Source organism: Endozoicomonas atrinae, assembly GCF_001647025.1.
GTDB lineage: Bacteria > Pseudomonadota > Gammaproteobacteria > Pseudomonadales > Endozoicomonadaceae > Endozoicomonas > Endozoicomonas atrinae.
Map to the genome: position 1 here is coordinate 1 of NZ_LUKQ02000016.1, position 25,750 is coordinate 25,750.

The 25,750-nt window shown below is 47.2% G+C and carries 19 protein-coding genes; 10 read left to right on the forward strand and 9 right to left on the reverse strand.

The window, feature by feature from the left end:
• Positions 1–174: transposase (locus tag AK963_RS31195; RefSeq protein ID WP_139117232.1), on the reverse strand; the 174-nt coding region annotated here is incomplete at its 3' end.
• A 175-nt stretch (positions 175–349) separates the two neighbouring features.
• Here AK963_RS31195 and AK963_RS03810 point away from each other — a divergent pair.
• The 4 genes from AK963_RS03810 to AK963_RS03830 all read left to right on the forward strand — a co-directional run bounded on the left by AK963_RS03810 (position 350) and on the right by AK963_RS03830 (position 11,910).
• Positions 350–901: a hypothetical protein gene (locus tag AK963_RS03810; RefSeq protein ID WP_139117233.1), complete on the forward strand. Its 552-nt coding sequence runs from the start codon at positions 350–352 to the stop codon at positions 899–901.
• Between the two features lie 104 nt (positions 902–1,005).
• A complete protein-coding gene (locus AK963_RS03815) occupies positions 1,006–2,373 on the forward strand; it encodes a hypothetical protein (RefSeq protein WP_066014151.1) in 1,368 nt (455 codons plus the stop codon).
• 208 nt (positions 2,374–2,581) lie between these two features.
• Positions 2,582–7,294 (forward strand): hypothetical protein, encoded by a 4,713-nt coding sequence (locus AK963_RS35060; protein ID WP_139117234.1) that lies wholly within the window; start codon positions 2,582–2,584, stop codon positions 7,292–7,294.
• Positions 7,295–7,767: 473 nt separating this feature from the next.
• On the forward strand, positions 7,768–11,910 hold the full coding sequence (locus AK963_RS03830; protein ID WP_066014154.1) for a hypothetical protein: 4,143 nt from the start codon (positions 7,768–7,770) through the stop codon (positions 11,908–11,910).
• Between the two features lie 130 nt (positions 11,911–12,040).
• On the opposite strand, the gene murJ is transcribed toward AK963_RS03830, so the two are convergent.
• A complete protein-coding gene (gene murJ, locus AK963_RS03835) occupies positions 12,041–13,618 on the reverse strand; it encodes a murein biosynthesis integral membrane protein MurJ (RefSeq protein ID WP_083232441.1) in 1,578 nt (525 codons plus the stop codon).
• Between the two features lie 383 nt (positions 13,619–14,001).
• On the opposite strand from murJ, the gene rpsT reads away from it, so the two are divergent.
• Positions 14,002–14,271 (forward strand): 30S ribosomal protein S20, encoded by a 270-nt coding sequence (rpsT, locus tag AK963_RS03840; RefSeq protein ID WP_066014155.1) that lies wholly within the window; start codon positions 14,002–14,004, stop codon positions 14,269–14,271.
• An 87-nt stretch (positions 14,272–14,358) separates the two neighbouring features.
• On the opposite strand, the gene proB is transcribed toward rpsT, so the two are convergent.
• From proB to rplU, 4 genes are all read right to left on the reverse strand, one after another.
• On the reverse strand, positions 14,359–15,486 hold the full coding sequence (gene proB, locus AK963_RS03845) for a glutamate 5-kinase (protein ID WP_066014156.1): 1,128 nt from the start codon (positions 15,484–15,486) through the stop codon (positions 14,359–14,361).
• Positions 15,483–16,682 (reverse strand): Obg family GTPase CgtA, encoded by a 1,200-nt coding sequence (gene cgtA / locus AK963_RS03850; RefSeq protein WP_066014157.1) that lies wholly within the window; start codon positions 16,680–16,682, stop codon positions 15,483–15,485. The genes proB and cgtA overlap by 4 nt, the downstream gene beginning before the upstream one ends.
• Positions 16,683–16,929: 247 nt before the next feature.
• Positions 16,930–17,187: a 50S ribosomal protein L27 gene (gene rpmA, locus AK963_RS03855; protein ID WP_066014158.1), complete on the reverse strand. Its 258-nt coding sequence runs from the start codon at positions 17,185–17,187 to the stop codon at positions 16,930–16,932.
• Positions 17,188–17,286: 99 nt separating this feature from the next.
• Positions 17,287–17,598 (reverse strand): 50S ribosomal protein L21, encoded by a 312-nt coding sequence (gene rplU / locus AK963_RS03860; protein ID WP_066014159.1) that lies wholly within the window; start codon positions 17,596–17,598, stop codon positions 17,287–17,289.
• Between the two features lie 493 nt (positions 17,599–18,091).
• On the opposite strand from rplU, the gene ispB reads away from it, so the two are divergent.
• Positions 18,092–19,069 carry an octaprenyl diphosphate synthase gene (gene ispB / locus AK963_RS03865; RefSeq protein WP_066014160.1) on the forward strand — a complete coding sequence of 326 codons (978 nt, stop codon included), beginning with the start codon at positions 18,092–18,094 and terminating at the stop codon, positions 19,067–19,069.
• A 28-nt stretch (positions 19,070–19,097) separates the two neighbouring features.
• Here ispB and AK963_RS03870 read toward each other — a convergent pair whose 3' ends face one another.
• The 3 genes from AK963_RS03870 to AK963_RS03880 all read right to left on the reverse strand — a co-directional run bounded on the left by AK963_RS03870 (position 19,098) and on the right by AK963_RS03880 (position 22,346).
• The gene (locus tag AK963_RS03870) at positions 19,098–19,856 is read right to left on the reverse strand and encodes a hypothetical protein (protein ID WP_139117235.1); all 759 of its coding nucleotides are present in this window, start codon (positions 19,854–19,856) and stop codon (positions 19,098–19,100) included.
• Between the two features lie 218 nt (positions 19,857–20,074).
• Complete coding sequence (galU, locus tag AK963_RS03875) at positions 20,075–20,899, reverse strand: UTP--glucose-1-phosphate uridylyltransferase GalU (protein ID WP_066014162.1); 825 nt, start codon at positions 20,897–20,899, stop codon at positions 20,075–20,077.
• A 67-nt stretch (positions 20,900–20,966) separates the two neighbouring features.
• The gene (locus tag AK963_RS03880) at positions 20,967–22,346 is read right to left on the reverse strand and encodes a phosphohexomutase domain-containing protein (RefSeq protein WP_066014163.1); all 1,380 of its coding nucleotides are present in this window, start codon (positions 22,344–22,346) and stop codon (positions 20,967–20,969) included.
• Positions 22,347–22,439: 93 nt separating this feature from the next.
• Between AK963_RS03880 and AK963_RS03885 the strand changes: the two genes are divergently transcribed.
• The 4 genes from AK963_RS03885 to AK963_RS03900 are packed head-to-tail and all read left to right on the forward strand — an operon-like array spanning position 22,440 to position 25,577.
• Entirely contained in the window at positions 22,440–23,111 is a 672-nt protein-coding gene (locus AK963_RS03885; RefSeq protein ID WP_066014164.1) for a putative ATP-dependent zinc protease, read from the forward strand.
• Positions 23,108–23,710 carry a ZrgA family zinc uptake protein gene (locus AK963_RS03890; protein WP_066014165.1) on the forward strand — a complete coding sequence of 201 codons (603 nt, stop codon included), beginning with the start codon at positions 23,108–23,110 and terminating at the stop codon, positions 23,708–23,710. The genes AK963_RS03885 and AK963_RS03890 overlap by 4 nt, the downstream gene beginning before the upstream one ends.
• A 14-nt stretch (positions 23,711–23,724) precedes the next feature.
• A complete protein-coding gene (locus AK963_RS03895) occupies positions 23,725–24,426 on the forward strand; it encodes an ATP-binding cassette domain-containing protein (protein WP_066014166.1) in 702 nt (233 codons plus the stop codon).
• Positions 24,420–25,577 carry an ABC transporter permease gene (locus tag AK963_RS03900; RefSeq protein WP_066014167.1) on the forward strand — a complete coding sequence of 386 codons (1,158 nt, stop codon included), beginning with the start codon at positions 24,420–24,422 and terminating at the stop codon, positions 25,575–25,577. The genes AK963_RS03895 and AK963_RS03900 overlap by 7 nt, the downstream gene beginning before the upstream one ends.
• Positions 25,578–25,750: the final 173 nt, after the last annotated feature.

A 25,750-nucleotide genomic window follows, 5' to 3' on the forward strand; every position in this document is an offset into this window, starting at 1 on the left:
AAGCTCTCGGGTTTTCAGGATGCAATACTCCCGGCAACAACACAGAGGGCATTCAAAACCATTCGCCCAGCGCCATTTGAAAAACTGATCTCGGCATTGCTCTTCCTGTCCGTATTGCTGAAAGAACTCCACAAGGCTCATGCCTTTCTGAAACTGGATTTTGTTTTTGGCCATGACACGTCTCCTAATTCAAGGAAAACCAGTGTCGTAAGTTTAGACGAGAAGATAGCTTAGGTTAGGTGGTAATCAGGAACTTGAAAGATGCAATGTATCCGATTTTTTCGACAGCGACAGGTATTTATACAGTTATTACTTGCCTCTCTTCCAGATGCTTAAAGATACCTTCACAATGAAGCTCTTATCCTACCTGTCAGATACTCAAGACGCTCCACCTGGCACAGTAACTGCTGATGATTTACATCTCAACGTCAACGTTGCCAACCACCTTCTGCAAATTTGCTTACTAACCTACTTGAGCGGTACCACCATCTATCAGGAAGACAGAAACCATCACTTCATGACAATAATTAATTGCCACATTGCCATGACTGAAGCACTTCATTCGCATATGCATGATGCCCATTTATCAAGCACCAGGCAGGAATTTCAAGAAACGCTTTACCTTGACATGGTTCGAGCACAAATAGCTTTGTTAAACCATGACAATATGAGAATACCCCAACTTATCTCTCGATGGTGTCAGTCTGTATCTCCAAAAACCCGGTTTATTCAAGATGAGCGTTCAATGAGATACCTGATTACAATAAGAAACGTCCAGTCTCTTTTACTGAATGCTCTTGATACCACATTCAACGATCCTGACTATCAGCAACTGTATCTTGAAGTTATTCGAGTAATCTCAAACTCAAACCTGTTTTGCCCAATAGCCCCCGATGTTTAAGAGAGCTACAATCGGACTGGGTCTTTAATGCGGTGAGGTTTATCAATGATATCACAGGGCAACCCACCAGATTTTCAAGGCACCTATCTGGGCTTATTGCAAAAATGGATGAACTCGCAGGAAGCGCATTCCCTGAAGAGCCTGCAAAGCGCCAACAGCTGCTTAATAGCTTTCAGGAAGTCTGGATTCCACTGTTGACCTGCAATATCGATAAGCTGCCTGGCGGCACTTTCACGATGAAAAGCTCTGAGAAGACTCAGGCTAAACTGGCAGCAGCCTATCAGGCTATTAAAGAAAGAGAAAATAGAGGGCATTTTATTAAAGAAAACGTCGACGAACTTGCTGAAAGCCTGCACCTTCTGAGAGAAAAAACCGAAGAGCTCTGCCAACAACTCAGGGCTGAAGAAGACGCTGAAATTGACCGGCTTGCTGCTGAGATAGGGGAAATACCTCACTCCCGTCAACTCAAGGGCGCAATGAAAAACGTAAAACGGCCCCCTCCCCCGACTCAGCTACATTCTGTTAAAGCCTCAGAAAGGTTCAGTGAATCATCTGTTGAGCAAATACCCCAACCGCCTGTTCATCAAGAAGCTTCAGAGTCCCCTCCTGCCAAAAGCCTGCCAGAATTTCTTGAAACTATCCCCCAACAAAAGCCTGCTGAATGTATATTAGCTTTAATTCACTCCGAGCTTGAGGATGGAAAAGCTCTTCCATCGCAAAGCTTTTGCCTGCATGCAGAAGTAGCTCTTCATCTATTGCGCTCTCAGGATAAAACGATGGCAAGACTGGTGAAAGCTATTAAAGACATTCAGGTTCTGCATAAGCAGACAGAACTGGCTATTAAAGACTTACCCGAATTACGTCCTGACAGATCAACGGCTCTTCAATGGCTGGCTTATTACTTTCCAAAAGGAGAGCTGGAAAGCAAAAACATCGTTAAAACTCTGGAAGCCATCCAGCTGGGAAAGCTCACTCAGGCTAAAGAGTCTATTAATTCAGTTGCCACTATTCTTAAACATGCTCTTGAGGTTATATCACCCTACATAGATACAGACACTACATGGGAGCCCCCACAGGGTGACACACACGATTCAACCGGTAGTGTAAGCGCCATACCATCCAGGGAGGATGTCATTTTTTTATTGGACACCAGCATAACCACACTGGAAATAGCAGATCGCCTGAAACGGGATTTATCAACAACAATTCCCGTCAATAAAGCTCTGAATAATAGAAGCGATATATTCGCTGCACTTGAACTGCACAGGCAAACCTCAGCCCCCAAGCGAGGAACTCCGGCTTTCCGTGAAAGAGCGTTAATACTCCAATTGAAAGATGAGTTCTCGAAGCATAGAAATCAATTTAACAACCATAATGATGAGCCTGGGGCATTTTGCACAACTGACCTGCCTCATTTAATCAGTGAGTACAAACTGGTGAAACAGCAACTTCCTCCTCAGAGCCAAGATTAAAAAAGATTAAAAAAGATTAACAGGAAAAGCAGTTAAATCTAAAAACATCAAATCTGCTGATTATCCATGAGAATAAAATCTAACTGAGTGCATTAACAAACGGAGAAGCTGCAGATATACCACTACCAATTAAATCAGCATCTACAATCTAACCTTCCATTTCTCACCAAAACTCTTATACAACTATATCAGGTAAAGGATTGAAACAATGAATAACCCAACGGTGAATAGCTGCGTGCCCTCGCAGGGGGCACAATCAAACCTTATTCCACCGGTACTACCGCAAAATATGTCTGCACCAGTTCCAATTGTGGTTCAAGTCCCTCCACAGCAACATTTGGTAGCATACCAGCCGCAACCTGAAAACCAGCCAGCAAACAGTTTTGTACAGAGCAGGATGGTTGTTCCACTGCCAGAGCCCCCCTATCATCAGACAAGTATGCAAGGTTATATCCCATCATATCCTGCTCCCACACAACTCAATCCGGGAGTTGTTCATCCCCCTGTCCCCGAACCCAGCCCTGTTAATAACCATTATCAACAACCGCCCCCCTGTCTTCCCGGAGAGACACATCAAGCTTTACAACCCCAGAGCAACCGCCCGGCAACTGAATTTATACCGGTAACAAGGTATACAGGTGATAGTTACTATATTGAGTATTGTCCCGCGCAAAACCCTCCCCAGCCAATTGGCGTTCCCCCCTCTCATCAAGAGTACAGCCCGGTTGATGGAACAATCTGCCCCCCCCCTATCGAGCAGCCTCAACTCTCAAACCCGCCATTCTTAGGAGCACAAACCTATGTTTACACTCCAGAGCTCCACGCAAATGCCAGCTATATACAGCCGTTAACTGTGGGCCCACCCCAGTCTATTCCAATGATGCAGTGCTATACTGGACAGCAAGTTTCAGAGCAATCATCTGCGCCACGAAACATTAACTATCAGACTGTCACAGGCAATCAAAACAGCACAGCTCAAGTTCCCACTTATACCTATTACATACCTTCTCAAGACGGTCTTCGGCCAATTAGCAACGCCGTTGCCAACCCTCCTCAAGCTATTCAAATGGTGCAGTGTTTTACCGGTCAGCAAGTTTTAGAGCAACCGCCTGAGACAATAGGAGTTAGCTACCAGGCTTCCATGGGGCATCAAACAAACACAGCTCAAGTTCCCTCTTATACCTCACACATCCCTCCACAAAACTTCTCATTGCCAGGTAGTCACTCATATGTGACAACAACTAATACCTGTTCATCTAATATTCCGGCCCAGCTACCTCAAACCTTGCCGCCGCCATCAAAGTCGGTAAATCAAATGGAAGCTCTGGCCGCCCCTAAGAATGCCCGTACTTTCAACCCTCCACCCGCTCGAGACTTGCCGCCATCAGGCAGCAGTACCGTTACCATTACGCAGACGACAACCACGAATACCTATTCATACAGCAGCGCGAAAATTCCAGTCCAACTGCCTCAAACAATGCCACACACATCAAAGCCCGGAAATCAGCAAAAGCTTCCAGCCCCATCCACGAATCAAGCTCCTGTTTCACAACCCCCATTGTTCACCCCACCTCAATTGGAGCCTATCCTGCGACCACAACGAGATGCATTCCACAAGAGCGGGAAGAAGCTTCATAACACCAGCACACAACAAACACGCCCCCCTTCCAGGGCTTTTGAACACCGTCCTAAATCTGATTCAGTTCAACCTGGCACTCGGCTTAATTTACTCGAGGAACCGATAATACTGGATAATTCAGCACTTACCGAGGGCACTAAAAAAGGTGAAAGTGCAACCTGTCTTCATAAAAGCAGCGTACCTACACCCACGCAAAAAACCAGTAAAGAGCCTCCTCTTCCCAAAGCCTCGGGTAATGCACAAAAAAGCATATCTCAGGAGCATCAAACCCACAGCAAAGCTCCTGCTCCATCCAAGAGCCAGCCTCTAAAAGAGACAACATCTCAACAACCTGTCATGAGTGCACATCATTCGGTGAGTTCTGACATACAGCTACCTGTTGCCTCCATAGTTCAAACTGCGGGAGAGAATCAACATTCAAAAGCACCACCTCTTTCCATAAAGGAAAAGCAAAAGACAATAGCCAGGCAGGCAGAGATTTCTTACAGATACGAACCAGAGGGAGCAGATGACAGCACAGATAGTAGCGCTCTTAAATCAAATGATAGCTGCAAGCTCAGCAGCATGGCTGTCACGGTAACCCCAGCGTCAGCCCCTTCCACTGGTGCCGTTAGAATCAAAGTTCAAGAGACCAGTCATACAAATCCTGAGTTCAGCTCTACAGATACCATACAAGAAAGAGGCTGGCCTCCCTCAATCCACCTTTTATCAAGATCAAACTGCTCACCAACGCAAGGGAAAATGGATGAGGACATGGCAATAATTTATATGAAAAATATTCCTGAGAGATTTCTACCAACAAGAGTCAGGCAAAGAAAAGCAGAGTTCAGACTGAGAAATACTGCAGAAACCCACCAATCAATGATTGGTAAGCAGAACATAGCCGTACAGACCTTGAAAAATAACATTGATTTATTTGAAAACCGATCCGTGCCCGGTTATGAAGATCGACAAACTATGCTGAAAAGCCTGTCCCGTGGCTTTGAAAACACCCGACCGTTTCAGCAGGCTGTCAGGGGTTTTAATCAGGGAGCAACTCTACTTAAGGGAATTAGACAGCAGCATATCCGGCTATACGATGTAATGAGTAGCCCTAAACACCACATTTACTTTGGAATCATGCCTTTTTTGCCTCATTGCGAGACATTTGATGTAACCCTTAAGGGAGACCTTATGGAGCCATACCTTATTCCATTTTCAACAAAAGACTCAACAATGGATATAGCCTTAAAAGAAGAGACTTTAAAAGCGCAGCTGGAGAAGTTGGCAGGATGCGCATTACCAGCAGGCTGCACAAGCGAAGGGCAGCTAAGCAAAATCAATACACTGGTAGAGATGATGGCAACTACATATCCTGAGAAGGTAGACACCTCATCGTACCAACACTCTGAGCGCAAGCATGCATTATGGCACTGTAAATTTCTAACGCATATGGGGCTAACCAGCCTGCTTTATTTCCAGCATGACCCTTCAAACGATTGTAAAGTTAGGCTAACTTCTGTCGTTTCTCATTTCCTAACACATATGGAGACTACCAATCCAAACTGTCATGAGTACTTAGAGCTACTGAGAGGCCTGAATACCTTGATCAGTCACAATACTTTTGTTCAGAAAGGTATGCCTCTGATAGACAATGAACCACAGGCGGCAGTTCCCCCCAGCAGGGTATCCAGTAAAAGAGGGGCAACTGCAACATTACCGGATGAGGAAAGAACTCCCTCTATCAGCAGACTACAAAAACAGCTGATCCTGGCACTGGACTTCACCCATGAAAGCGAAAACAGCACTTATTATCTAGCAACGTTAAGAGCCACCATTAAAGCAGGTATCTTTTCTACACAATCACAGCCTCAAGAGCCTGCTCTTTTAGAAAGATACCTCCATCATTTAGCACAATTTACTCAATGGCTCATCGACAGCTTAAAAGAAAACAGACAAGACTGTACTGCTGATAATATCAGACGTGGCTTAATCGATTCTCTGGAAAAAGATTGGCTACATCACCTGAAAAAAAATGTCCGCTGTTTACAAATGTCATCATTACCAACCACAGGCCAAGTAAAAAAAGAAAAGGACTCTCAAGCAGGTAAAGCATTGGAAGTAAAAAGCGCCCAGCAAGGGTTAAGTGATGAGTCAGCTGCCAGTTTGCAAACAGTATCCAACCTGATCAGTCAGATTGAAAAGGAAATAAAAGAGTATAAAAAGCAGGATCAAGTTTTATCAATAACGCTAAACTGTGAAATAGCAAAACTGGTTAGGAGTATTGAAGAAATAGAAAAGAAAAAAAGCCCTAAGGCTTCCCAGCAACAGGTTCGCAAAACAAAAGGCCCATCAAAACCAGAATCAAAGGACCAGAAAGCATCAGATCAGACCCCAGCCTCTCCCCACGAGCCAATATCACAACCACCGTCACTACTGGTTAAAGGGGTCGCTGGCATTTATGAGCAACTGGACTTTTTAAAGCCGCCACATGTAATCATCCAGCAGGTACAGAGCACATTAGGAGAGCAGCTTACCCACCCTGCTCATCACTTTTGGGCTTTAACTGATCTGGCTTTTCAAGGGTTTCACCCTCAAGCATCTTTTGTAGCAACAGCCAGCACCGCTATGGAAGCAGTTAAAAAGCTCCATGAGAATCTCTCAACGGTTATTACAAACCCTCCTGAACCTATTGATAGCAAATCTCAAGCAACCGGCTTTATACGAACGAATTTCCCACATAACGAAATCTCTTTGAAAAACCTGGCAATGCTTTCCAGCCGAACCAAACTTTCTGAGGTTGAAAAAGCCAGGGCCTACATCAATTGCTCCCTTGTACTTTTTCAGGAAGGGATGCAAGCGGCTTACCGTTTGCTGGAAGCGCTGGAACAGGGCGCAGAGATTACTGGAGAACTAACACTGGAAGAGCTTATCACCCACACAGAAATGAGCCGGGATGCAATGGCCCCTTTGCAACAGTTTCAGAAAGCCCTTGAACAGCCAATTCTATCCTGCGAATTACCTTCGCTCAGAAAAGAACTCTTCAAGTGTTTGCGACTCTATGGGTCTGGCAGCTTTTTCTCACATCGCCCACCAGTAGAAAATCCCGAAAGAGATGCCCACCTGGAAACCCTTAAACTGTTCGAACAGCAAAAAGTAGACTATGACGCGTCCAATACAAAGCTGGCCGAAGAAACCAGACAAGCCAAGGTAAACCCCAAGCAACTTGAGAGAGGTTTTACCCACCTATTTGAGAGACTAAACGCCGAGCATGCAGCTCAAACTGGAAGAGATAATATTTAAAATACCTGCCTTTGTTTACGCTTTACCAGCCTACACCTCAAATTGTGTGGCTGGTTAAAATGAAGTAATCATATTAACGACAACAAAAGCACTGACTAATGCCTACAGCTTTGGGATGAGAGAGTAGCTTACAGCAACTGAATATCAGCAAAAAGTGATAACCCTGGCAGAAGATAAAAACAACTGCCGTATAAAAAGCATAAAGTGGGTAAAAAATCCCAAAAAAAATAACACTGACCAGAGCAATACGCCATCTACAATCTAACCTCTCACTTCTCCCAAAACTCTTATACAACGAGACAAGGTAAAGGATTGAAATAATGGACAACCGAGTGTTGCAGAACGTTGCTCCCCCACAGAGATCCCAACAACCTTTCACGCAACTACAAAGCATCCCACATCAGCAATCCACAGTAGTAGTACCTTCCCAACAGTTCAGGGCTCCGATACCACAATACGTTGCAGGCCCGCCCATGAACAATGCATTACAAAGCAGAATGATAGAGCATCATGAAACAAACCACTCATGCCAGCAGCCATTGGCCCAGGGAAATAGCCTGTCATACCCGGTTCCCATACCTCTTCACCCTGCGGTAATTATTCCCCCCCCTGAATATGAAAACCCTGAAAACTGCTATCAGCAGATACAGATCCCACAACCTGTTAGCAACGCCCCGAAACCTCAAGCTGTTCCTGTCACGGTGGAAACAAGCTGTGGCTACTATGTCGAGTATCTCCCCATACAGAGTTCGACAAGCACAACTGGAATAGAGCAATCTCAAATGGTGTACAGCTTTCAACCACCTGCAGGGCAAATGCAACCCATGCCGCCTCAAGTCTTCACGGCACAGGCTACAGTTTACAATCCAGAGTTTTACGGAAACACCGTTTATATTCAGCAGCTAAACCCAATTCATATTCCCCCTCAGGGCTCTCAATCAGAAACATACTTTTCTCCCCCAAACGCAGTAGAACAACAGCCAGAAATAGTAAACATGAGTAATCAGACACCCCTTGTTACTCAACACCATTCGTGCGCCCCCCCAGCCTACAACCCTGAAATACCGCCTCTCAGCTTTTCAACGACAGGCAATAACACAGCCCCGATTAAACATACGACAACAGTTCATATATCTGCGTACAGCAACACGCAGGCTCCGAACGTTTTACCCCAGGCAGTTGTACCTCCATACCAGTCTGTAAATCAGCTGAAACCTCCTGCCTGTAACACTAAACAGTCCTCGTTTACCTCTCCCATGGCGTTAATTCCCCCACAACTGGAACCAGCCCTGCGTCCAAAAAGAGAAGAGTATTACAAACATCTGAAAACAGTCCGCAGTACCGGTAAACAACCCGCCAGGAAGTCCTCACACAAGCCTTCAGAAGTGTTGCCAAAACCTGAGGCAAGCCAAACGCCCAGGAGTCTTAGTTCATCAAAAATGTCAGCAATAACAGTTGAGCCACAATCCCAAGGAGGAACAAGTAAAGAAGAAAGTGAAAACCCTGTAGGCAGAGAAAATATTATTGAGGGTTTAACCATAAGCGAATCCCAGCATAGTGAAACCAAGCAGGAAAAGTCACCGGAAGATAAGCAGCACCCGTTATTGAGGCAGCCTGACAATCAGAGCTGCACAATTGGAGAGGGGGAACCAGAATATCAAGAAGAATCTGAAAAAGTCACCGATCAGCATACAAGCCTGAACGAGAAGCAACCAGAGAATCAGGCGAACTCAACGGAGACAGAGCCACCAAGCACACCAGAAATACTGGCACCACTACCTGAAGAACTTTTCCCCACTACAACCTCCCCCAAAGCGGAACCTGAAACCGACCCTATGCGCTCCTCAGCACCTCAACATCAGGTAGAACACCAGGAAAGTTCAACAAGTGCTCTTGCCCCAAGCCCCCCGGTTTCACGCCATAGCAGTAAATCCCAACCAGAGACAGGCAGTCTTGAACGAATGGAAAAAATGATGCTATGGGTGCCTGATATAGACCTTGGAGCACTACCTGCTATAAGCAAGCACAGGCAGAAAGTGGATATGGATCCCGATATGAATATCCTCTATCTACAGCATTTGTATTCACACCAATTGCCCAGAGGTAGAAGCTCAAATGACTATCTGGTACAAGTTCAAGATAATAATAATCTGCATTACAACTCCAGCATTCCCAAGTACGCTGAACGACAGCAAATTCTTGCCAGTATCGCAAAATATATGGATCGGAGCAGAGAGTATAAGGAGCTGAAAGCAAGCCAGAGTGAGTTCACTGGAGTGGTGAAACCTGCACAGGGTAAACGGATGGCAGTATATGGCGGAGCTTCAAGCCCTGATTATTTCATTTTACTGTGTATCTCCCCATTTTTACCCTACACGCCAAGTCATAATATGCCACTTTCAGCGCAGTTTTTGCCGGGCTATTGCATTCCTTTCTCTTCCACCCAGTCACTAGTCAGCGCTGGCAGAAAAAACAAAGAGGTTAGAGATGTATTTGGAGCAGAAGCTTTAACGGAGCTTACAAATAATCAGATAGCCTGCATTATGGGCATATTTTCTATTCTTGAAGAAACATTCCAAGTAAAGGCGAAAGCATTGATAAGCCAGTCTGCTGGAAAGCAGTCAGATTCTGACAGAGAAAGCGAGGTATTACTTCATAGCAAGTTCATTTCTCACATGGCATTAACAGCCTTACTGTACTGTCAACATGAGCCATCATTGGAAAATATATCTCAATTTATATCGATTATTGGTTACCTTCTTGAGCATATTACAGAAAGCAGACGATTTTCTGATAAAACAAATGCCTCATACTTAGAGCTGGTCAGGGGCTTATTAACCCTGCTCAGTCATGAAACCGCCATAGAACAATTATCATCAGTCATGCTAGGTACGATAAAAGGGCAAGCGCTATCTGCATCAGTCCAATCCAGTGACTCTTCAAGGCAGGAACAGCAAAAAGAGAAACTAAGAAAAAAGCTTCAAGCCAAAAAAGGGAAACCACTCACCCCTGAAGACAAGCTGATCAGAGCAGGAAAGTTCTTAACGAGAAAACTACAAAGAGAGGTAGTTGAAGTATTGAAATACTGCTGCAAAAGAACTGATTTGACCCCATATTACCTTGCCACATTACATGCGATATCAGCATTACCACTTTTCAGCCCAAGAAATACAATGGCTGAAAGGGGAAATCATCAAGAATTTATCAATCATCTATCGGGTTTTACCCGCTGCATGATAGACAATACACAAAGGCGTTGCCATTGGAACACAGACGTCACCACATCAAAAAAAGTCATGGAATCCGTAGAAGCATGGCACCCAATACTGAACCGGTTATTAGCAACAATAGCCGGTTGGCAGCCAGGCCAAGGCGAGAAAACCACTTACCTCCAATGGCCTTCGATGGCGTTGAAGAAACATAAAGCAGAAGAACAGTCCCTTCCTCCTGAACTACTTCCTATGATCGAAGATTCTATTCGACTGAAAAAAGAAACGCTTAAGAAAAAAATTGATGAGGATGAATCAATTCGACAATTTGAAAAAGATGCTGATCGCTGGGCTGAGAAAATAGATGAATTAAATAAAAAAAGATCTAAACAAATACCCAAACCCCACAAAGAGCAGCCAGCCAGAACATCAAGAACTGCCACCAGCGTGGAGGAAACCCCGGAGCCAAATAGTGAAATACCACAAGAACAGAAAACAGAAATATCTACCTGCCTGTTCGTCGACAAAGTCGCAAACTTCTGTCGAGAAATGGATTTTTCAAAAGACTTTGAAATGCTTCGGGCAGAAGTTGCAAAACACATGGATGGAGAACTCAGTTTTGATAGTGACAGACTATTTCTATATACAGAAATGGCCTTTCAATGCTTTCATGCTAGCCGTCAAAGAATAGCCATGACCAGTACAGCCATGACTGCTGCAACAAACACCCATGAAAAACTCACTTCTGCCTTATCCAGGCCAAAAGAAGAGTTCGTAAATAGAAAACAGTCCAGTGAATGGCTTGCCAACTATTTTTCCCCCAGTGAACTCTCCCCTAAAAAGTTCCTGCGTCTATCAATGGAGACAACCGTAGAGCAACTGGAAAGTGCCAGAAGAACTCTTGAAAACGCTCTATCACTTTTTCAACTGGCGGTAAAACCCGGACTGGATCTTCTTCAGGCTATGGAAGAACCTGGCTTTATCTTCCAGGGAGAACTAGCCCTTGAAGAGCTAATTTCACACTTTGAAATGTGTAGAGATGCCATGCTGTTGCTGACACATGAATTTAAAGAGCCGCTAAATCTCCCGATCATCACCCATGAACTGCCCGACCTCAAAAGGAAACTCTTCGAGGAGCTGCGGCTTTATGGGCCAAACAGTTTCAGAAGAGGTGCACATTCACATCCACAAGATCCATCCTATGAGGATGCGATGGCGGCTCTGAAAAGAATGGAAGATAATAAGGAAGAGTATCAAAAGTATAATCAATCCGTTGGTAGCTTAGTAACAACGGAGACGACTGAATTAATGGTCAGATTCATACTAATAGACAAGGGACTGAAGTCTTTCTCGGGAAGAGCGACAGAAGCTACAACCACTAAGCACACCACCTACGGTAATGGCTGACATCCACAATGAAAAGGTCTATTAAAATCACTCCATCATAGTATGGATATTCAAAATTCATATCATCAGTGCAATATCAATGCAAACTCTAGTCGCTATATACGGCTAGAGCACATTCACAAAAAAATATTTAATGCCTGAAGTGCCTTGGCCTGACACCACTGCTCAATAGCACAATAAGGTAAACCACTATCCCGGATAGAACCAGCAGGCCGGTCTGGGATGCCCGCTCCCATAGAGACCAGGCCAGCCATTTCTCGATATCTGCCGATAGCCAGATCAGTGTTGCGGCCATGGCCAGGTTCGCAGCTGACAGCCGTGCAAAATAAAGCAGCCAACCTTTTGCAGGCTGATAAACCTCAGACTGTTTCAAACCACGATAAAGCAAACCGGCATTCAGGAAGGCAGACATCGTTGTCGCCAGCGCCAGGCCCGCATGCTGAAGCGGGAATACCAGAATCAGGTTAAACACCATATTGGCCACCATCGCCTTAATGGCAATTTTTACAGGTGTTTTAGTGTCCTGCCGGGCAAAATAACCAGGTGCCAGCACCTTGATCAGCATGAAAGCAATCAAACCCAGGGAATAGGCTTTCAGACTCATGGCTGACATCAACACATCACGGTCGGTCATCTCACCATAATCAAACAGGGTCGCGATTAATGGCCCAGCCAGTATAAAGAGCGCAACAGCCGCCGGTATGCCTATCAGCAATACCAGCCGAATTGCCCAGTCCAGCGTTCTGGAGAAGTGCGTACCATCCGCTTCAGCATGTCGAGTGGAGAGGCTGGGCAAAATCACCGTGGCAATAGCGATACCAAACACTCCCAAAGGCAGCTCGGATAATCGATCAGAGTAATAAAGCCAGGAAACGCTGCCAGTTTGCAGGAAAGAGGCCAGCACGGTATCCAGTAGCAGGTTGATCTGACTGACAGAAACTCCAAACAACGCTGGCACCATCAGTTTCATGATTCTTCGACTGCCCTCATGCTGAGGCCCCCATTTGGGCATGGGCAAAAGACGAATCTGCAATAGGAATGGAATCTGCAACAGCAGCTGCGAAATACCCGCTATCGCCACCCCCCAGGCCAGCGCCATGACCGGCTCATCAAAATAAGGCGTTAGCAGAAGCGTTGAGCCAATCAAACTCAGGTTGAGCAGTACTGGAGTGAATGCCGGTACCGCAAACCGGCCATAGGTATTCAGGATTGAGCCTGCCAGTGCCGTCAGGGAAATCAACAACAGGTAGGGAAAAGTAATCCGCAGCATGTCACCGGCAAGCGCCAGCTTTTCAGGTTCATTGATAAAGCCCGGCGCAAATAGCCGGATCAGTATAGGAGCTGCCAGAACACCCACAACCGTTACCAGGAACAACGTCCCTGCCAGGGTTCCACTTACGCGGCTGACCAGTTCACGGACATCGCCAAAGCTTCTCTGGGAACGATATTCCGACAGTACAGGCACAAAGGCCTGTGAAAACGCCCCTTCGGCAAACAGGCGGCGGAGAAAATTCGGGATTTTAAAGGCCACAAAAAAAGCATCGGCGGAGGCTGTAGAGCCAAAATAGCCAGCAACCACCACATCCCTGGCCAGACCGAGTACTCGAGAGAGCATGGTCATTATCCCCACCACCAGGCTGGATTTCAGCAATCCAGACTTTTTCGGTTCGGGCTGATTGGATGGCGGACTGTTATCGGAATCACTCATGTTGCAATTGCATTAAAAAGCATAAGAATAAACGCTCCATCATATCCAAGGTAATAGCGATTGCCACATTTATTCTGAAAGTCGTTGTATTTACCCATAAAAAGCACCACCTCCCAGGCTACCGGAAAACGCCACAGTCCGGCAGATTCAAAGCCCTGCAGGCAGTATGCCGTATTGACAAGACCGGCCTAAGTCGGCATAGTTCGGCGGCTAAATAGCCCTGAGCTGGATACAGCTCTGAGCTAAATTAAAGTGGGATATGGGCTGGCAATGTCTTACCCGGGGCATTGACAGTAACTGCGGCAAACAACCTATTCCATGCAGGGTGCCCCAAAGCCGCCCTGAGACAACCCGAACGAAATTGATTTTCCAGGAGCACCAAAATGGCTAACTCTCCTTCTGCTCGCAAGCGCGCTCGTCAAGCTGAAAACCGTCGTCAGCACAACGCCAGCCTGCGTTCCATGGTTCGTACTTCTATCAAGAAGGTAATCAAGGCTATCGACACTAAAGACGTTGAAGCTGCTAAAGCTGCCTTCACTGCAGCTGTACCTGTGATCGACCGCATGGCCGACAAGGGCATCATCCACAAGAACAAGGCTGCTCGTCATAAGAGCCGCCTGAACGCTCAGATCAAGGCTCTGGCTACTGCCTAAGTCTTCCTGAGTCTGACAACCACTCTGTGTTGTCAGGAAACATAAAAAAAAACCGGCTTTTGCCGGTTTTTTTTTATGCCTATCAGCTTAAGAAGCAAAAACCATATTATCCCGGTGCAGCAACTCAGGTTCACGCTGATAACCCAACAGTGCCTTGATCTGATGACTGGGCTTGCCAATAATACGCTCAGCTTCGCTGGCACCGTAATTGATCAGCCCACGGGCGACTTCATTACCATTTTCATCCAGACAGGTAACCATCTCACCACGCTGGAAGCTGCCTTTCAGCGCTTTTACCCCCACGGGCAACAGGCTCTTGCCCTGCTCTTTCAGTACTCGAACAGCGCCTGCATCCAATATCAGCTCACCCGCGGTTTTCAGATGTCCCTGCAGCCACTGTTTGCGTGCCGCCATCGGCTCCTGATCCGGAAGTAACAAAGTACCCAGCTCTTCACCCTCAAAAACCCGGGTAATCACATTGTCCGCACGACCGCCCACAATCACCGTAGCGGCACCTGACGCCGCCGCCTGCCGGGATGCGCGCAGTTTGGTTTGCATACCCCCACGCCCCAGGCGGCCGCTGCCACCACCCGCCATGGCGTCCAGTGACTCATCCCGGGCACGCACTTCATGAATAAGCTTCGCATCAGGATTGGTTCTTGGGTCGGCGGTAAACAGGCCATCCTGATCCGTCAGAATCACAAGAACGTCTGCCTCAACCTGGTTAGCAACCAATGCTGCCAGCGTATCGTTATCACCAAAACGGAGTTCGTCGGTAACAACGGTGTCATTTTCATTGATGACCGGCACCACACCCATTTCCAGCAGGGTTTTCAGGGTGCTTCGAGCATTCAGATAACGCCTGCGATTACTGTGGTCATCGTGGGTCAACAACACCTGTGCAGGTTGCACACCGTATTTCTGAAAACCAACTTCCCAGGCTTGCACCAGGCGAGCCTGACCAACCGCCGCTGCCGCCTGCAGCTGATGAAGCGCCGTTGGCCGCTCCATCCAGCCCAGCTTCTCCATTCCTGCAGCAACCGCACCGGAAGAGACCAGCACAACCTCCGCTCCCTGATCACGCAGCTGACACATCTGGGTCACCCAGGCGTCCATTCGATCAAGATCAAGCCCCTGACCTTCATTGGTTAACAGCGCACTGCCAATTTTGATTACCCAGCGCCGGGCTGTCCGTAACCGATTGCGCTCACTCATACGTAGAACACCTCGACATCATGATCGTCGTCATCATCGTCGTCATCGTTATCAGCCGCTTTTTTCGCAGCACGGCGAGCGCGGCGCTCTTCGGCCAGCTCCCGCATGCGCATACGAGCCTCAGATTCCATCTTGCTCAGCTGCTCTTCTTCGTGTCTGGCCAGTTCTTCATCTTCACTTTGTTCCAGAGCACGTTCTTCGATGAAGGTCATGATGTTCTGGCAAAGAATCTCGGTACCAAGACCGGAAATTGCTGATGTCTGGTAAACGGGTCCAGTCCAGTTCAGCTCATTGATAATATGCTGGCAAACGGCTTCACGCTGATCATCCGGCAGCAAATCCACTTTATTCAGTACCAGCCAGCGATCCCGGTGAGCCAGTGTTTCACTGAACTGTTCCAGCTCATGAATGATCGCCTTGGCCGACTCAGCCGGATCGGTATCATCATAAGGTGCCACATCAACAAGATGCAGCAGGATGCGACAGCGAGCCAGATGCTTGAGGAAGCGAATACCGAGACCAGCACCTTCAGCAGCGCCCTCGATCAGACCGGGAATGTCGGCAATAACAAACCCACGATGACGATCCACTGCCACCACACCCAGATTTGGAACGAGGGTGGTAAATGGATAATCAGCAACCTTCGGGCGAGCCTGGGATACGGCACGAATAAATGTTGATTTACCCGCGTTAGGCATACCCAGAAGACCGACGTCAGCAATCACCTTAAGCTCAAGGCGAAGATCCCGACGTTCCCCTTCAGACCCCGGACTGGTCTGTCTCGGCGCACGGTTCACACTGGATTTGTAGCGGGTATTACCCAGGCCATGAAAGCCACCCTGAGCGACCTTGACCCGTTCACCCACATGAGTCAGGTCACAGATAACTTCTTCGGTCTCGTTATCCACAACCGTAGTACCCACCGGTACTTTCAATTCGATATCCGCACCTTTGGCACCGGTACAGTTACGACCACGACCCGGCTCACCATTCTGCGCCTGGTAGTGTTTCTGGTAGCGGTAATCCACAAGGGTGTTCAGGTCGTTGTCAGCAATCACATAGATGCTGCCACCATCACCGCCATCGCCACCGTCCGGACCGCCTTTTTCAATAAATTTTTCACGGCGAAAGCTCAGGCAGCCATTACCACCTTTACCCGCCTGAACCGTGATTGTCGCTTCATCTACAAACTTCATTGCGCAACTCTCCTGCAACAATAATTGCAGCGTAACCAGTCATCTGCCAATGCCTGCAGATAAACCCTGAACAATAAGCGGTTTCAGAGCTTACCTGTAGGCACTGTCTGGTATAACAATTTCAGAGCCTGCCAATACTCTTTTAAGGCACAAACAGGCTCTTAGATACACAAAAGCCCCGCGACAGCGGGGCTTTCTGGGCGAGTCGTCAGTAATCATCAGATAATCACTGACAACCCAAACGCCATTATGCAGCAGCTACGCTGACATACTTGCGCTTTTTAGGACCTTTCACTTCAAACACGACTTTACCGTCGGTCTTGGCGAACAGGGTGTGGTCCTTACCGATACCTACGTTAGCACCAGCGTGGAACTTGGTACCACGCTGACGAACGATGATGGCACCTGCCTGGATAGCCTGACCACCAAAGATCTTGACACCAAGGCGTTTACTTTCTGAATCGCGACCGTTGCGGGTACTACCGCCAGCTTTTTTGTGAGCCATCTTGCTCTCCTTTTATCCCGGACCTGTCGCCGGCTACCACACCAGAGACCGTCCTTAGAAGTCTTAAACAGATCCGAAAACCGGATCCATCAGCAATAATTAACCGGCAATTCCGGTGATCTTCAGCTCAGTGAACCACTGACGATGGCCCATCTGCTTGCGGTGATGCTTACGACGCTTGAACTTGATGATCTTGATTTTTGGACCACGGCCGTGGCTGACAACTTCAGCAGTAACCTTGGCACCTTCAACCACTGGAGCACCAACTTTCAGCTCTTCGCCATTGGCGATCAGCAGAACGTCGTTGATTTCCAGGCTTTCGCCAGCGGCGTTGCTCAGTTTTTCTACCTTCAGGATTTCTCCTTCGGTAACGCGGTACTGCTTACCACCAGTTCTGATAACTGCGTACATGATTTGATCTCCGAAAATCCTTAAGAGCCTCTTTGTCAAAGGCATCCGCCTGCCCTGGAAAGGCATAGCAGAATTTTTTAGCTATCTAAAAACCACTCCTTATGAAGCTGACGCTCCTTATTGAAGCTGACGGCTCCTGCGGGCTGAACCTGCCATTATGGCATTGCAGGCACCATCAGGGATGGGCGGCACCTCATGAGCTGAAATACAGCTGAAATCAGCCATTTACCAGCATCCATGACAAAACGGCACACCGCACCGGATTCTCAGATAGGGGCGCAAATTTTAAGGGAGTCCAGCCCCACTGGCAAGACCTGTTGGCATTTTATCCTGCACAGCCCGGTAAGAGGTCTCAAAAGGCCTGCAGCTTACTTCTCAGAAATAAGTAAGCACCGCGCAAAGGCTCTGTATTAGTGCCTTCATCACAGGCTGCTATTGACAGTTGCAGTAGCACTAAATACGATGCCTCATTTCGCCCCACCAAATAAGCCAGATGCCGGACAAACAACAAGCCTCTTTTCAGACCGCAGTCCATGACGATTTCCGCAGGGTGAACGAGTGCATCCATGAGCAGTTGCACTCTGACGTTGCCCTGGTCAGCAAAATCGGTGAATACATCATTAAGTCCGGTGGCAAACGGCTGCGTCCATTGCTGGTACTGCTGACCGCCCGGGCCTGTGGTTATAACGACTACAACCATGTGCCCCTGGCGGCCATTATTGAATTCCTGCATACCGCAAGCCTGCTTCATGACGATGTCGTGGATGAATCGGATTTACGCAGGGGTAAAGACACCGCCAATGCGCTCTGGGGTAATGCCCCCAGCGTTCTGGTGGGCGATTTTCTTTATTCCCGCGCATTCCAGATGATGGTAGGACTGGAGAACTTCAAGCTGTTGCATATTCTGGCAGATGCCACCAATGTCATTGCCGAGGGCGAGGTCATGCAGCTGATGAACATCCATGATGCAGATGTCACTGAAGATGACTACATGGAAGTCATTCGCTGCAAAACTGCCATGCTGTTCCAGGCATCGAGCCAGACGGCTGCTGTGCTGAGCAAAGCCAGCCCGGAACTGGAAAGTGACATGGCCAACTATGGTAACTATCTTGGCATTGCCTTCCAGCTGGTCGATGACCTGCTGGACTATGAAGGCGACGCCGAAACCATGGGTAAAAACCTTGGGGACGACCTGGCCGAAGGCAAACCGACATTGCCACTGATTTATACCCTGAAACATGGCACCAGTGAACAGAAGGCCCTCGTAAAGGAAGCCATTGAGCAGGGCGGACGGGAAAACATTGAAGCCGTTGTGGAAGCTGTTCGCAGCTGTGGCGCACTGAAGTACACTGCAGCCAAGGCACAGGAATACGCGGCCAAAGCCAAACGCTGTTTAAACCTGCTTCCTGAAGGTGAATACCGCAGTGCTATGGCGGATCTTGCAGACTTTGCGGTTGCCAGAAGCTACTAACCTGTAGCTTCTTTTCTTATCACAATCCTTAAGTGTTACCTTGGCTCTGCACTCTTGGATAATCCATCAATTCGGCCATTGTGTAATTTTTAACCGTTGCACCATTTAACAGGCTTTTGACCTCCTGACTCTGCACATTTTCTTGCTCAGTACCATTTGCAAGCACAGCAACGATTGAGTTTTTATTCGTCAAATTCAGGCAGCCCGGATCTGAGTTCCCCTGCATTTTATGAAAGTGAAGAAAGTGCCTAACACCATCCACTTGCATCTCGCCATTTCGACCACCTCCAAAATAAGATGAAATCAAACGCGATGTAAGTGCTGAACCGAAGGGGGGCTTACCAACAAGTGCAGTAAATGTCACATTATCACATTCAGCCTCTAAAATTGGGGAAGTAAATTGACAAGATGACTGACCTAGTCGACCGATAAAAAAACGGCCTGTACAGGCATCAATCGCATCATTTACCTTTCGCACCCGCCTACAGTGCTCATCGCTACCAGGCTCATACTGTTTAACTTCAACGTTCCCCGGAACCTGAATAGAATAGAAATTTCCGCAATCAACTGTTTTAACACCAAAGGTAGCTAGCTGCCTAGTGAGAGACTCATTGGTATTGGGGCATTTTGGATTAACCAGAGCAGCGCCATCAACCTGCCATACATTTTGTCCATTCAAACATCCTGATGATGAATCCGGACTTCCCGGACGATCGGCATGGCTTGCCATTGACCTCATTAGCGGCGATGCACCTCCAGCTTGAACTTGAGCAGAATTCGCGTACATAAACAGCTCCTTACCAGGCTATGTTAGGAAAATGTCAGGTGAAGACCGCTATAGTGTATAGACGGAGCTCCTCCGCAATGCCACCCAGTAGCAACATAAGATAAGAGCGCTATGTATCGCTCGGAATTGATAGTGCAAAAGGTTAAATAAGAGGAGTTTTAAATGGGGTTGACAAGTTTATTCAGCCCCACATGATATTGACAATATCTAACAGTTATTTATCGATAAAGGTTGTCATAACAGTAATTAGTAGCCTCGATAAAGCCCTCAATGCTGCCACAATCAAAACGCTCACCTTTGAACTTATAGGCCATCACACAGCCACGCTGCGCCTGTGCCATCAGGGCATCGGTAATCTGAATCTCTCCCCCTTTTCCGGGCTGAGTATCATGAATCAGGTCAAAGATATCCGGTGTAAGAATATAACGACCAATGATCGCGAGATTGCTTGGCGCATCCTCTTTGGCGGGTTTTTCAACCATATTCTCAACACGGATCAGATCTTCTGAAATGTACTGGCCAGAGATAACTCCGTATTTATGCACTTCATCTTCAGGTACTTCCTGAACCGCAACAATGCTGCAACGGAACTGCTTATAGAGTTGTGCCATCTGAGCCAGAACACCAGGACCACCCAGATTGATACAAAGGTCATCCGCCAGCACCATACCAAACGGCTGATCACCAATCAGAGTCTGTCCGGTCAGCACTGCATGGCCAAGTCCCTTCATCTCACGCTGACGAGTGTAGGAAAAGGTGCACTGATCAATCACACTGCGAATATCGGACAGCAGGTTTTCCTTGTCCGTACCGGAAATCTGATGCTCCAGCTCGTAGTTCACATCAAAGTGATCTTCCAGCGAGCGCTTGCCTCGACCCGTCACAATGCAGATATCCGACATACCGGCCTGCAGCGCCTCTTCAACGCCATACTCAATCAGTGGTTTGCTGACGATTGGCATCATCTCTTTGGGCATGGACTTGGTGGCTGGCAGGAAGCGGGTTCCATAGCCTGCTGCTGGAAAAAGGCATTTTTTAAGCATTTAAGGCTCTTTATTTATCCAACTCAAAGTAAGAGACTGCCTTCAAGCAACAGTCTCTTGAAAAATATCAGTCGCGAATCATCTTCAGCAATTCTGCAGTTTTTTCCTGCATCAACGCCTCATCTCCACGACTTTCCACATTCAGACGAATCACCGGCTCGGTATTGGAAAGACGCAGATTAAAGCGCCACTGCCCCATATCCAGAGAGATGCCATCGGTGTTATCGACTTCCAGCGCATCTTGCTGATAGTGTGCCAGCACTCGATCGATAGCAGCCTGGGGATCGGTCAACTTGCTGTTTATTTCACCAGAAGATGGGAACATGGCGATACGCTCACTGACCAGTGCTGACAAGGGCTGCCCCTTTCTGGACATCAACTCAGCGACCAACAGCCAGGGAATCATGCCGGAGTCACAATAGGCAAAGTCACGGAAATAATGGTGCGCACTCATCTCACCGCCATAAACCGCATCTTCCTGACGCATCCGTTGCTTGATAAAGGCATGGCCGGTTTTACACAGAACAGGCTCACCACCCGCTGCTTTGACCTGATCAATGGTATTCCATGTCAGCCTGGGGTCATGGATGATTTTTGCCCCTGCCATCTTTTGTGGATCGTGAGCAAGGAATGCCTCCCCCAATAACCCGACAATGTAATACCCTTCAATAAACTGTCCCTGCTCATCAAACAGGAAGCAGCGATCAAAGTCACCATCCCAGGCAATTCCCATATCTGCCTGATGCTCCAGAACAGCATCTGCAGTAGTCTGACGGCATTCTGGCAGTAATGGATTAGGGATACCATGGGGGAAATTACCATCCGGCTCATGGAGGACTTTAACAAATTCCACTGGCACACCAGCAGTCTGGAATCGCTCCTCAATAGCATCCACCACATGCCCTGCGGCTCCATTACCAGCATTGACCACCAGCTTCAGCGGCTTGAGGCTGTCAGTCTGGATATAGCCCAGAACGTGGCTGACATAATCATTCAGAACAGAGACCTTCTGATAGTCACCTCGCTTTACCACAGGTTCCGCAAACCGGTTCTCTTCTGCCAGCTGCTGAATTTCCCTCAAACCATTATCACCACTGATGGGCTGCGCACCGGCTTGCACCAGTTTCATACCGTTGTAGTCAATCGGGTTGTGACTAGCCGTCACCTGAACACCACCATCAACCCCCAGATGGAATGTGGCGAAGTAGATCTCTTCCGTGCCAGACAGGCCAATATCCAGAACATTGACCCCAGCATCACGCAGGCCCTCAGACAAGGCGTGTTTGAGTTCCTCACTGGTCAGGCGGATATCACCACCCACCACAACATCCTTCGGCTTAAGGTACTCGCCATAGGCTCTGCCTATGCGGTAAGCAATATCTTCATTGAGTTCATCCGGCAGGCGGCCACGGATATCGTATGCCTTGAAGCAGGGGAGCTTGGTCATTTCTCAGTCGCAGCGGAAATTAAAAGTCTGTATTTAACTACGAATCCCCTCAAATAGACAAACCGTGTCGGAAAGAAAATTCTTTTGAGTTAAATGGGAACACAGTGCTTCAGTAACGAAGCTGTTTTAGAGCCAGCCACCTATCAAACCATCCCCTACATAGCCGATAGCTTTCAGATAAATGCTGAACAGGGTAAAGCTGTCACCAGAGATATGAACAGGGTAATCAAACACCTATCCACTCAGCCATCAGGACTGCTGTTACGGTTGGTTATGATAGTTTTCGTTTCAGGTTTGCCGCTGCCTGCCTTAGAAGCCAGCCAACCCTGCACCGTGGAAGGCCGAGCGCTGTTTGGCTATCTGGAAAACGCCACACTGGTCAATATTAACCAACATAAGGTTGAATCACTGGTTGATAGCGGTGCTACCACCACCGCTCTGGATGCCCGGAACATCCGCATGCATATTAAGAGAAATGGAGGCCGCTGGGTTTACTATGATTTCGTGCATAGGGAAAGCAGCCAGAAAACGCCCATGCATCAACCGGTAAGCCGGGTTGCCAGAATAATCACGCATAAAGGTGCACCCAGTGAGCGGGCGGTTGTCCGGAACACAATAAAAGTCGGCCAGATTACACGCACGATAGAGACATCCTTAATCAGTCGCAGCAATTTTCCTCAACAGTTACTAATTGGTCGCAATTTTCTCAAAGATACCGGGCTGATTGACTCAGGAAAGAGATATCTTCAGGAAAATTGCCCATGAACAGTTACCACAAAGTCATTACCGAAGTTACTTTCTACATCATACTGGGCATTGCTATCACGATAGCAGCAAGCCATGCGAAAGGCCGCTCCTTCGGGCAGAATGTCCACCGAGCCTATGAGCCAGCTTCCATTCTGCTGGATATTAACCTGCAAAAGGATACCCTTAGCCTGTTCCTATCCATTTCCCCAGAGGCGGCAAACACTATCACAAAGCTGCCACTTCATTCTCTGGCTCAGTATCTGAAAGAATTCACGCCGCTGGTCAGGCTCCCAAAAGAAGCAGAATGCAGACAAACGCAAAAGCAGTTTCTTGTTGAGCCGGTAAACATGCCTTACCTAAAGGCTGAATCGCTTTCTGCAAACTCCAGTCCCAAAGAAATCAGCGGCTATCTCGAGTATGAATGTCAAAACCCGGAAAATCTGTCTCACTTCAAATTTCTTGGTTTCGAGGCAATACCTGACTTAAAACACACCAGCGTCTGGCTGATCAGTGAGAACTGGCAAAGTAAACAACAACTGAGCCAGGAGCAAAGAGAAGTTCAGCTGAAGAAAGAACAAGACATGACTGATTTCCTTCTGGACTTTTTTAACGATTAAAAAGGGATGCTCATATGAGTCAGGCAGTGACAGTAGAAAATCTTGAATTGAGCAGAGGAAAGAAAAACTGCCTGTCTATACCGCTGTTTGCTGTAGAGAACGGGGAACGCGTTCAGATTACTGGATTGAATGGCTCTGGCAAGACCACTCTGCTGCAACTGCTGACAGGGTTACTCATACCCGACAGAGGCAGAATTGACATACTTGGTCAGCAAATTGAAAAACTATCCAGATCCGAACGGGAAACATTTCGAGCTGGCCTGGTGGGCTACATTTTCCAGCAGCCAACATTGATCCCTTACCTGAATCCACTGGAAAATATTTTACTCCCCTGTCGTTTATCTAAATTGCGCCAGCAGCGACTGGAAGACCGGAAAACCACGGCAAATTATGAAGCATACCAGCTGATGGCCGCACTCAATATGGAGAACCCTGAGCTACTGCGCCAGAGTACCGGTATGCTGAGTATTGGTCAGCAACAGCGGGTAGCTATTGCCCGCGCACTGATAGGCTTCCCTCCCCTGATTCTGGCAGATGAAGCCGCATCAGCACTTGATCTGCAAGCTCGACAAACCATGTATGACATGCTGCTGAAAACGACCAGAGAGTATGAACAAACATTGATCTGTATTGACCATACCCCATACCCGGGGTTTGACCGCTGTCTTGATATGTCAGAAATCAACCATTCACAACAGGTGGCCAAACTATGGTAAACATTAACTGGCTCAGCAATACATTACTTACCTTTCAGCATGCAATGAGGAGCATTAACCATCGCAAAAAAAATACGCTGACCATGCTGTTGATTCTGGCTTTTGGCTTTTACCTTGTTTTTCTGTTTCAAGGTATCAAGAAACAACTCATTGAAAACATTGATCGCTATTCACTGAAAAGTGACCTGATCATCAGTAAAGAAACACCGCCGATGCCGTTGGTTCTGTTCTCGCTATTCCATGTGGGCTCACCACCACCGGAAATGAGTCTGAGCCTGCTGAATGAGCTGATAAGCCACCCGGAGATTGAGTACGCCATCCCTTATGCTTATGGCGAAACCCATCGAGGACTCACCGTTATTGGTACCAGCACCGAAGGGATAGAACAACTGACACGACTTTCAGACAGAAATTCTAAATACCTGGAGAGAAACCACCAACAGAAGATCAGCTCTGAAACATTACCTTCAACTAATACCTCAATGACGGCTTATATTGGGGTAAACATAGCAATTAACCTTGGTTACAAAGTCAACGACCAAATTACTATTGCCGATGGTAACGAACCGAAAGCAGAACAAGAGTACAAAGATTTATTTACCATTGCTGGTATTTTGCCACGCCAGAATACCCACCAGGATGATAGTATTTATATCCCTATTGAAGGCTTGATAAAAGCAAGAAAAAAATACGCTGGAGGTAATACGCCAAGCTGGTCAAGCCCTGATGATATTTCTTTTATAGATATAAAACTGAGGGATCGCATGGCCCTTCTGGCTTTGGAGAAAAACCTAGTTAGATCAGCCACTAAACAAGGCCTGGAGATAACCGCTGCGATGCCAGCCAAAGAGCTGGAGCTACTTTATAGTTACCTTAACAGGGCAACTGTCAGCCTGATTTTCATATCTTTTGTAACTCTCGGGTTGTGCCTGCTGACCCTTTTTTATGCATTAACCAGTAATCTTCGGGAGCGACGCCAGGAAATACTGCTTTATCAGACACTGGGAATGAGCCAGATATACATTGGAATTATGGCCCTGCTTGAGCCTATGTTAATTATTTCCGGCGCTCTTTTCCTGGGTTTTATTTCCAGCGAAATACTGTCAGCCCATACCGCTAATTTTTTTCTGATAGAATGGTTAATTAATTAAGACAATTTAAAAAGTATTTTTTCGATTCATAATTATTAACTGGGTCCAAACACTCGAAATCACAGAACAATACAACAAATCAAACTCGCAATCTGCTAACAGTTCTAAGCGGGCAATGCAATTAAGGGAACTTTTCTATACAACCTGGTTCCAATGGAATTAATCACAGCACC

Bases quoted from the DNA above. Each gene is read 5' to 3' on its own strand.
- AK963_RS03810 (WP_139117233.1), top strand. From the start codon at position 350: ATGAAGCTCTTATCCTACCTGTCAGATACTCAAGACGCTCCACCTGGC.
- AK963_RS03815 (WP_066014151.1), top strand. From the start codon at position 1,006: ATGGATGAACTCGCAGGAAGCGCATTCCCTGAAGAGCCTGCAAAGCGC.
- AK963_RS35060 (WP_139117234.1), top strand. From the start codon at position 2,582: ATGAATAACCCAACGGTGAATAGCTGCGTGCCCTCGCAGGGGGCACAA.
- AK963_RS03830 (WP_066014154.1), top strand. From the start codon at position 7,768: ATGAACAATGCATTACAAAGCAGAATGATAGAGCATCATGAAACAAAC.
- murJ (WP_083232441.1), bottom strand. From the start codon at position 13,618: ATGAGTGATTCCGATAACAGTCCGCCATCCAATCAGCCCGAACCGAAA.
- rpsT (WP_066014155.1), top strand. From the start codon at position 14,002: ATGGCTAACTCTCCTTCTGCTCGCAAGCGCGCTCGTCAAGCTGAAAAC.
- proB (WP_066014156.1), bottom strand. From the start codon at position 15,486: ATGAGTGAGCGCAATCGGTTACGGACAGCCCGGCGCTGGGTAATCAAA.
- cgtA (WP_066014157.1), bottom strand. From the start codon at position 16,682: ATGAAGTTTGTAGATGAAGCGACAATCACGGTTCAGGCGGGTAAAGGT.
- rpmA (WP_066014158.1), bottom strand. From the start codon at position 17,187: ATGGCTCACAAAAAAGCTGGCGGTAGTACCCGCAACGGTCGCGATTCA.
- rplU (WP_066014159.1), bottom strand. From the start codon at position 17,598: ATGTACGCAGTTATCAGAACTGGTGGTAAGCAGTACCGCGTTACCGAA.
- ispB (WP_066014160.1), top strand. From the start codon at position 18,092: ATGCCGGACAAACAACAAGCCTCTTTTCAGACCGCAGTCCATGACGAT.
- AK963_RS03870 (WP_139117235.1), bottom strand. From the start codon at position 19,856: ATGTACGCGAATTCTGCTCAAGTTCAAGCTGGAGGTGCATCGCCGCTA.
- galU (WP_066014162.1), bottom strand. From the start codon at position 20,899: ATGCTTAAAAAATGCCTTTTTCCAGCAGCAGGCTATGGAACCCGCTTC.
- AK963_RS03880 (WP_066014163.1), bottom strand. From the start codon at position 22,346: ATGACCAAGCTCCCCTGCTTCAAGGCATACGATATCCGTGGCCGCCTG.
- AK963_RS03885 (WP_066014164.1), top strand. From the start codon at position 22,440: ATGGGAACACAGTGCTTCAGTAACGAAGCTGTTTTAGAGCCAGCCACC.
- AK963_RS03890 (WP_066014165.1), top strand. From the start codon at position 23,108: ATGAACAGTTACCACAAAGTCATTACCGAAGTTACTTTCTACATCATA.
- AK963_RS03895 (WP_066014166.1), top strand. From the start codon at position 23,725: ATGAGTCAGGCAGTGACAGTAGAAAATCTTGAATTGAGCAGAGGAAAG.
- AK963_RS03900 (WP_066014167.1), top strand. From the start codon at position 24,420: ATGGTAAACATTAACTGGCTCAGCAATACATTACTTACCTTTCAGCAT.